The organism is Nostoc sp. CHAB 5715 (assembly GCF_020829685.1).
Lineage (GTDB): Bacteria > Cyanobacteriota > Cyanobacteriia > Cyanobacteriales > Nostocaceae > Nostoc.
Map to the genome: position 1 here is coordinate 1 of NZ_JAIVFR010000226.1, position 8,568 is coordinate 8,568.

Annotated in this window: 9 protein-coding genes; 4 read left to right on the forward strand and 5 right to left on the reverse strand. The window is 42.4% G+C overall.

All coding sequences use genetic code 11. The features are described 5' to 3' along the window. A partial coding sequence (locus LC574_RS14345; protein ID WP_229454145.1) for a VCBS repeat-containing protein occupies positions 1-709 on the reverse strand: 709 nt, incomplete at its 3' end. Positions 710-1,302: 593 nt separating this feature from the next. On the opposite strand from LC574_RS14345, the gene LC574_RS14350 reads away from it, so the two are divergent. Beyond that, positions 1,303-2,613 (forward strand): aminopeptidase P N-terminal domain-containing protein, encoded by a 1,311-nt coding sequence (locus LC574_RS14350; protein ID WP_229454146.1) that lies wholly within the window; start codon positions 1,303-1,305, stop codon positions 2,611-2,613. 31 nt (positions 2,614-2,644) lie between these two features. Here LC574_RS14350 and LC574_RS14355 read toward each other — a convergent pair whose 3' ends face one another. Further along, positions 2,645-3,256: a hypothetical protein gene (locus tag LC574_RS14355; protein ID WP_229454147.1), complete on the reverse strand. Its 612-nt coding sequence runs from the start codon at positions 3,254-3,256 to the stop codon at positions 2,645-2,647. Between the two features lie 124 nt (positions 3,257-3,380). Beyond that, complete coding sequence (locus LC574_RS38005; protein ID WP_267871531.1) at positions 3,381-3,515, reverse strand: hypothetical protein; 135 nt, start codon at positions 3,513-3,515, stop codon at positions 3,381-3,383. On the opposite strand from LC574_RS38005, the gene LC574_RS14360 reads away from it, so the two are divergent. Both LC574_RS14360 and LC574_RS14365 read left to right on the forward strand, forming a co-directional pair. Next, complete coding sequence (locus LC574_RS14360; protein ID WP_229454152.1) at positions 3,502-4,716, forward strand: glycosyl hydrolase family 18 protein; 1,215 nt, start codon at positions 3,502-3,504, stop codon at positions 4,714-4,716. The two genes, LC574_RS38005 and LC574_RS14360, sit on opposite strands and share 14 nt — an antisense overlap. Then, positions 4,689-4,841: a hypothetical protein gene (locus tag LC574_RS14365; RefSeq protein WP_229454148.1), complete on the forward strand. Its 153-nt coding sequence runs from the start codon at positions 4,689-4,691 to the stop codon at positions 4,839-4,841. Before LC574_RS14360 ends, LC574_RS14365 begins: the two co-directional genes overlap by 28 nt. A 220-nt stretch (positions 4,842-5,061) precedes the next feature. On the opposite strand, the gene ftsH2 is transcribed toward LC574_RS14365, so the two are convergent. Beyond that, a complete protein-coding gene (gene ftsH2 / locus LC574_RS14370) occupies positions 5,062-6,948 on the reverse strand; it encodes an ATP-dependent zinc metalloprotease FtsH2 (protein WP_229454149.1) in 1,887 nt (628 codons plus the stop codon). Positions 6,949-7,268: 320 nt separating this feature from the next. On the opposite strand from ftsH2, the gene LC574_RS14375 reads away from it, so the two are divergent. Continuing rightward, positions 7,269-7,415: a hypothetical protein gene (locus tag LC574_RS14375; RefSeq protein WP_229454150.1), complete on the forward strand. Its 147-nt coding sequence runs from the start codon at positions 7,269-7,271 to the stop codon at positions 7,413-7,415. 694 nt (positions 7,416-8,109) lie between these two features. Here the strand turns inward: LC574_RS14375 and LC574_RS14380 are convergent. Next, positions 8,110-8,568, reverse strand: a 459-nt coding sequence (locus tag LC574_RS14380) for a ComEA family DNA-binding protein (protein WP_229454151.1), incomplete at its 5' end; no start/stop codon positions are given.

Consider the following 8,568-nt stretch of genomic DNA (forward strand, 5'->3'; position numbering starts at 1 on the left):
TGCGCCAGAAAATGTCACTCTTGCCATTGCCGTCAAAATCAACAATGGTAGGAGTTAGTGCTGCGTCTGTTGTGTCTAGAACAGTTGCATTCAGAACTGTTGTGCCATCCATCTGCCAAATAGCGTTCTCACCAGTTGTAGCATTATGCCAGAAGATATCGGTTTTGCGATCGCCGTTGAAATCGCCAATCTGAGGATTCCACGCTGCATCAACGCTAGTTAGAGAAGCCGCAGTACCAACTTTGGTTCCATCCATCAGCACAATGCTATTCTCACCGGTTGTTTTATTGCGTAATAAGAAGTCGGTTTTGGCATCATTGTTGAAATCGGCAATTTTGTAATCATAGGCGGATAGGTCGAAATTACCCAAAGATCCCTGTTCAACAACACTTGTGCCATCCATCAACCGAATGATAATCTCACCGGTTGTAGAATCAACCCAAACTTTGTCCGTTTTACCATCACCGTTAAAGTCAGGAGTAATCGCCGCACTAGTTAAGTAAGGATTAGGATTGGGATTTGCTGACGTTTTAACAGGCGCAGTCACCGATTCACTTTCTAGTGCTAGTGAGGAACTCTTATTCCCAAACCCCAAATCATAATTTAAACTCTCAAAAGAATTTGTCAAGATTTGTGATTTTGCAAAAGACTCTGATACCCATTTAGATGTATTCAAAGATAAGGGTGAGGAATTTGTACTTTCAGGCATGGTGTATTTTTATTATTGGTTGTCATATTTTTTTAACTTTTTTCGAGAATCTCTTTCTGTAACGAAATAACATTTACCAGGGTTTTAAGATTTCTTTATAACTATTTTTTATTTATTAATGTCATTCTTTGAATATAAATATCTGTTTATTTTAAAGGATAATCATGAGATTTTAAAGTTCTATTAAGCAATTATAAAATATATTTTGTGCTTTACCTATATGATGATTTATAGATAAAAGCTGATTATTTTATTTATTGTTTTGACATTTAAAATGTTCAATTAGAACATACAAATTTATGTAATTGTTATTCGGCTATCTAAAACTTTTACACTATGTAATCACAGCAGTATTACATAGTAGTTTGTATAGCAAGTCTAAATTATTGATGAATAACTAGATCCCCGGCTTCTTAAAGAAGTCCGCGATCTGAGCTTTTCAATAAAATTGATTATTCTCGAATGATTTATAACTTGAGTGGAAACAAATATTGGTTAGAATAACTTAGATTAGCAACTATTAAGAGGCATGAATGCATCCTCTAGTTGGAAAAGGTGTAAAATAACACAATACTTTCATAAATACATCAGCTATGCAAGCAGAATATCGGCAGCGTCGTGAGCAGTTAATGGCAAAAATTGGTGATGGGACAGCCATTTTTCGCAGTGCGCCAATGGCAGTAATGCACAACGATGTCGAGTATGTTTATCGCCAAGACAGTGATTTTTTCTACTTGACTGGTTTTAATGAACCACAGGCAGTAGCAGTGTTAGCGCCGCATCATTCAGAACATCGGTTTGTGCTGTTTGTCCAACCAAAGGATCGCGAAAAGGAAGTATGGACTGGTTATCTTTCTGGGATAGATGCAGCCAAGGAAATTTATGGTGCTGATGAAGCGTACCCCATTAGCGAGTTAGATGAAAAGTTGCCGCAGTATTTGGAAAAAGCCAGCCGGATTTACTATCACTTAGGACGTGATCGCACTTTTAATGACCAAATCCTGAGACATTACCAAAGTTTACTGCGAACTTATCCTAAACGCGGTACTGGGCCGATCGCCATTGAAGATACTGGCCCTGTTCTCAACAGCATGAGATTGATCAAAAGTGAGGCTGAGTTGGGGTTGATGCGTCAAGCAGCTGCGATCGCCACTGTTGCACACAATTATGCTCAAGAAATCGCCGCACCTGGACGTTATGAGTACGAAATACAGGCGGAGATGGAACGGATCTTTCGAGTGCGGGGTGGTTTAGGCCCGGCTTATCCTTCGATTGTGGCTTCTGGTGTGAATGCTTGCGTACTGCATTACATTGAAAATAATCGTCAAATGCAGGATGGAGAATTACTGCTAATTGATGCTGGTTGTGCTTACGGTTATTACAACTCAGATATTACGCGGACGTTTCCTGTAGGTGGTAAATTTACGCCAGAACAAAAGACGCTGTATGAGATTGTTTTGGAAGCGCAAAAACAAGCGATCGCTCAAGTGCAACCAGGTAATCCCTTTAAATTAGTTCATGATACAGCAGTGCGTGTTCTCACGGAAGGTTTAGTTGAACTTGGCATCCTCAAAGGTGAAATTGACAAGTTAATTGAAGAAGAGAAATATAAGCCATATTATATGCATCGCACCAGTCATTGGTTAGGGTTGGATGTACATGATGTGGGTGTTTACCAGCACGGTGAAGACAAACCGCAGATTTTACAACCAGGCCAAATTCTGACAGTGGAACCAGGATTATATATTGTGCCTGACACCAAACTAGCAGAAGATCAACCAGAGACTGATCCTCGATGGATTGGTATTGGTATTCGGATTGAGGATGATGTGTTAGTTACATCTGATGGACATGAGGTGTTAACTGCGGGAGTTCCCAAAGCAGTGGATGAAGTGGAACGATAAAAAAATGGGGATGGTGTGTACCATCCCCAAGCTAAAATTGCGGACAAACCATCAGAGTCGTTGTGAGAATTCCTAATATCTTGTCTATTTCTTTAATAAAGTAATCGTTCTTATCGATAAAGATAGTATTCTCACAAAGTTTTAGAAATTTCCAATCTGTTCCTGTTGTAACTACACCATAAATTTCATCGATAATATTTCCTTGTTGCTGGTTAAACAATTGAGATGCAATCATTGTCGCAATACATTGTCCTAAACCAGATTTAATACTCTCATTTTTAGCTTCCACAATAGTTACGACAGGACTAGTAATATCATATTGTTCTGGTGAACAACTGAGAATAAAATCACAGCGCCCTTCTAAGCCTTTAGAAGCATCTACATTAAACTCTGAACCAGAAAATATACTAATTTGGTATTTAAAGAAGCGTTTAACTTCAATTAAAACAGGCATAATAATTAGTTCAGAACGAGCTTTTTCTGTATTTATTGCTGTCACCAATGGTAGATGCTCAGAGAAAATCAAATTTAGATATTCACTAGGTGAAACTGCTTGCACATCTGTAAATAAATCTTGATTTTCAACAAAGATTAATTTAAAGTCTGTTTTTACTTTGCTAAGATTAAAGGCGCTGTACGGCACTGTATCACCCCTCAATCACGCTTAACTGCATAGTATCATTTTGAGAGTAAAGTGCAGCGATGTCTACGGCGGCAAACTACGCAAGTTGCGATCGCTAAGAAAGTAAGTTTGATGATATCTCAGATCAAGAACAGCCTTCAACAAATTCAACTTCCGGTAGTTTACCTGAGCGAAACTGAGTGACACGCTTACCGTCAGTCTCGAATACCACACGATAGTTCTGGTTAGCACGGTCTTTCGGGATAATTGAAACTCTCACTGCTCAAGCCCTAAGCAGTACATCTAAAAAAGGATATAAATTTGTTGGTTACTTTGGCAACTGGGCACAATATCGCCAAGGCGGAGGGAAGTTCTTCCCCGACCAAATTGACCCTTCGCTATTTACACACATCAACTTTGCCTTTGGTATGTTGGGCTTTGTGAGTTGGAGTGTCGATCCATCGCCAACACGAACCGGAAACCAACGCTACACAGGTGACTACACACTTCAACCAGTGGAATGGAACGATCAGACAGTTCTGTACCCGGCGATGCAGAATTTAAAAAAGAAAAACCCCAACCTCAAAACGCTTATCGCAATTGGTGGCTGGAGTTTTAACAGTTGCGATGACACGCCTGAGTCAGCCGGAACAGCTCACCCCTACGGCCCCTTTACCTGCCAATTATTCAGCAAAATGGCAGCCAATCCTAATGGCAGGAGGCAGTTTATTAATTCTGCGATCGCCTATGCCAAACAATACGGCTTTGACGGCATTGATCTCGACTGGGAATATCCCGGCGACTCTGCACGAGGTGGTCAAGATGCCGATTACAACAATTACCTAACACTGCTGAAAGAGTTCCGTCAAACTGCTGGACAAAATTTTATCATCATTATGGCTTCTGCTGCCGTACCCAAGGGTAGCAAAACGGGCGACCAATTCTTCCTGTGGTTGGCTCAGTGCGGTCAATATTTAGATTGGTTTAATGTCATGTCCTACGACTACCACGGGGCTTTTGACGATCCCAAGACAATAGGAACAGGAGTCAACGCGCCTCTCCTGCAAGATTCCGTCCCCAATGGTACGTTTTGCATCAAGGATACGGTGGACGCTTACCTGAAAGCGAAAATTCCCAAGGAAAAGATCGTGCTAGGGATGCCCACCTACGGGCGAAGTTACGTCATCGCAGACCGTACCGATGGCTACGGAAAGCCTTTTAGTAGTGCGGGACCCGCAGGACCAGCGACAGCCACCCCTGGTATTCTCGCTTATTATGAAATTCTTGAGAAAATTGCTAATGGGGAACTCAATGTCCAAAAGTGGGATGAAGCGACTTTGACTCCCTACGCCTACAGCACTAAAACCGGACTTTGGGTGAGTTATGACAACCCGAAATCACTTGGTTATAAAGTCAGTTATTTGATTGAAAAAGAATTGGGAGGTGCAATGGTATGGGCGATTACTTCCAAAAAGAAATAAAAGATTTGGCATCTAAACTGGGATCAAAGCCCAAGGAAGTAAATAAATATGAAGATGAATTTGGTGGGAGGGCGGGATATACAAAGATTTTAATGAACAAAAATAAAGATCGCGATGAACTGTAATTACTGCCTCCATCGAGCCATGAGCGTTTAACTACAAATTTTGATCCTAAATACTAAATAGATCCACGTCTAGGGGCAATTGATGAATTGCCTCTACGACAGATGTGGTTTTTAACTTGCACCACCGCCAGGGTTGTTCTAGAAAAAGTTTTGGGGATGGTATTTACCATCCCCAACTTTTGCAAAATATTAAGTGAGCATTCCTGACTACAGCTAACTATTACAGTTGCGGTACGTACTGCTGCTTCTCAGGTACTTCAGCATACTCAGCCACAATCTGGCGGAATTCTTCGCCGTCAATGGTTTCTTTTTCGATGAGCAAATCGACTAAGCGATCAGTGACAGTGCGATGGTCACGCACAATCTTCTTGGCGTTTTCGTAGCATTCTTCCACGATCGCTCGCACTTGTCCATCAATGCGAGAGGCGATGGATTCGGAATACTCAGATCGGGTTGTCCAGTCACGACCCAAGAAAACTTCACCCTGCTGGCTTTCTAACGACAGTGGCCCTAAGTCGGACATCCCGAAACGAGTCACCATCTGCCGTGCCATTCCTGATAACTGTTGCAAGTCTCCACCAGCGCCAGTGGTAACTTCCGCAGCCCCAAAAATAACTTCCTCAGCAGCACGACCGCCCAAAGCGCCAGTAATCCTTGCTCTCAACTGAGAACGAGAAATTAACCCTTGTTCTTCGTTGGGAGTAAACCAAGTCAAACCTTGCGCTTGTCCCCGTGGAATTAAGGTGACTTTCTGCACTGGGTCATGGTCTTTTAATAAAGTTCCCACTAAGGCGTGTCCAATTTCGTGGTATGCAATCAAGCGCTTGCTCTTGCTATCCACCAAGGGAGTACCTTCCATCCCAGCTACTACCCGATCGACTGCATCATCAATTTCGCGGATGGTGATAGCTTCTTTACGTCTTCTAGCAGTCAAAATTGCCGCTTCGTTGAGTAAGTTAGCTAAGTCAGCACCAGTGAATCCAGGAGTGCGGCGAGCGATCGCATCCAAAGATACACTAGGATCTAATTTCTTGTTCCGCGCATGGACTTGTAAGATTTCCAAACGTCCTTTAATATCGGGTGCATCGACTGTTACTTGTCGGTCAAAGCGACCAGGACGCAACAATGCTGAGTCTAGTACATCAGGACGGTTGGTAGCAGCAATAATAATGATGCCTGTATTACCTTCAAACCCGTCCATTTCGGTGAGCAACTGGTTGAGGGTTTGCTCTCTTTCATCGTTACCGCCACCGATACCAGCGCCCCGTTGCCGTCCTACTGCGTCGATTTCATCGATGAAGATGATACAGGGGGCGTTGTCTTTGGCTTTCTTGAACAAATCGCGGACGCGGGATGCACCCACACCAACGAACATTTCCACAAATTCCGAACCGGAAATACTAAAGAAAGGTACGCCTGCTTCACCAGCGATCGCTTTTGCTAGTAAAGTTTTACCAGTTCCAGGAGGCCCAACTAACAGCACTCCCTTGGGAATCCGTGCGCCTACTGCGGTAAATCTTTCTGGCTGCTTGAGGAAGGTGACCACTTCTTGCAATTCTTCCTTAGCTTCTTCAATACCAGCTACGTCATCAAATTTGACCCCAGTTTTCGCCTCCATTTGGAAACGCGCCTTGGATTTGCCGAAATTCATCGCTTGACCTGGCCCGCCGGGGAGGTTGCTAGAACGCCGGAACAAAAAGAACAGCCCGGTAATCAATAAAACTGGAAATATGAGATTGCCCAACAATCCCCAAATTGCCCCATCATTGCGCATGGGGTGAGCATCAAAACTAATGTCTTTTTCTTTGAGCTTGCTAATTAACTCAGGAGCGTTAACAGGCAAATCCACCCGCCACCTTTGGACACGATTTTCGATGTCTGGATCGCGGGCTTCTATAATTGCTGTCCTACCGCCTTCGTACAGATCCACGCTGGTGACGCGATCGCCATCCAAGTATTCTAGAAAGCGACCATAGGTCATGCGGGTATTGGCTGCATTCTTACTCATGTCAGTAGGAGCGCCTGCAAAGGCCCCTTGCCAGAAGAAAAAACCAATTACCAAAGCAGGCAATGTCCAGAGTACTACGACTTTCCAAGAGAATTTCATCTTAATTTGCCTCTAGATGCCTATACAACTGATCAGCCTTAGTAACCGAATGTTCATCACTCTGCCACTTTAAGCTGTTAAACGGATGTCTATAAATCCATTTTGTTTAATTTGATCTCTTATATGCACTGCCATACAGCGATTGGCGCATTATGGCCATGCCAACAAGAATCTTAATCAAAGTTAACTTAATTTTAATACAATATCGCATCGGGTTCATTTAATTAGTTACTGGTCAGTTGTGAAAAATAAACAACTGACCATTTGTAACAGTTAAGCGTAGTTGTGTTCTACATAGCCCAATCTCAAAGTCTACAGCCTTGCCATACCGTATCGCCTTTTCCAGAAATAGCCTCTCTCATCTGCAAGTATTTACAGCTAGAGAACAAAGGATTATCACAACTGCCATCACCGAGCAGTTGAGCTTTGGGCCAACTATGCCTACTGGTCTGTCAACCCAAAAATGACGGGTGAAGGTGGGGAGTAGGGAGTGGGGAGTAGGGAGTAGGGAAAGAGTTTTTTGGTTTCTCAAATGTCTTGATATCCGTCAAAATATATTTGACACACTACTACTGGTCTGTCTCATTAAATTTGAGGGATAAGAGAACGAACCACGAAGACGCGAAGTACACGAAGGAAGAGGTAAAGAAGAGAAGTTTAACAACTAATTCACCTATCAAAACTTTTGCGACAGACCACTACTAGAAACCGTAAAGAGATGCGCCCAAATCTAATGGCAGTTTGGGAATTGCGAATAGATGACTTTCGAGTGTATTACGCTGTTACGCATTTAAGTTGCACATCAACTGGTGAGGTTGTCCAAAGTCAATTGTCCTTTGTCCTTAGTAAACACAAATGACTAATGACTAATGACTAATGACGGTCTACATTGGTGGAGAAATAGTTGAACTATGAAAACAGTTGAAATCAGCGAGATTGTCTGACTGCTGGAGAAACACGATAAAAATGAGCAGCCTCTCATTTTGACTCGAAACGGTCAACCTATTGCCGCTTTGTTCTCTGTTGAAGATATTGATTTAGAAACTCTTAGCTTGAGCATAAATCCAAAGTTTATCAGCATTATCGAGAAATCACGGAAAAGCCAAAAAGAAGAAGGTAGAATTTTTTTGGAAGACATGTACCTTCCTTCGGAACCTTAAGTTAAAACCTCAAATAATACATCAGTTGAGCGATCGCATCACCAGTTAACTCCAAGCGCCGTTGGAAATCAGCCAGGTTACGGTAAGGCCCGACTGATTGCCGATTTTGAACCACTGCTTGCGCTAGAGACAAATCTATAAATGGAATTTGGGCTAAATTTTCAACTGTTGCTGTATTTGGATTGACTAAATGGATTGGACTTTCTAAAGATTCGTGATCGTAGTAAATAAAATTCAGCAGAGGCTTTAATGGCTCTAACCGGGGCGCTGGTATAGCCAAAGCCGCAGCGATATCTTCAATACAGTAAAATTTAACACCCGAATGCGAAAGTTCTACAAGCGATCGCGCTTGGTGAATTGACAAACCTGGTAAACGTAACCAATCATCTACAGTCGCTTGATTAGCATCAATGCGGATACCTAATTTAGCCGCTATCTGAATTTTATTTACTACGATCAC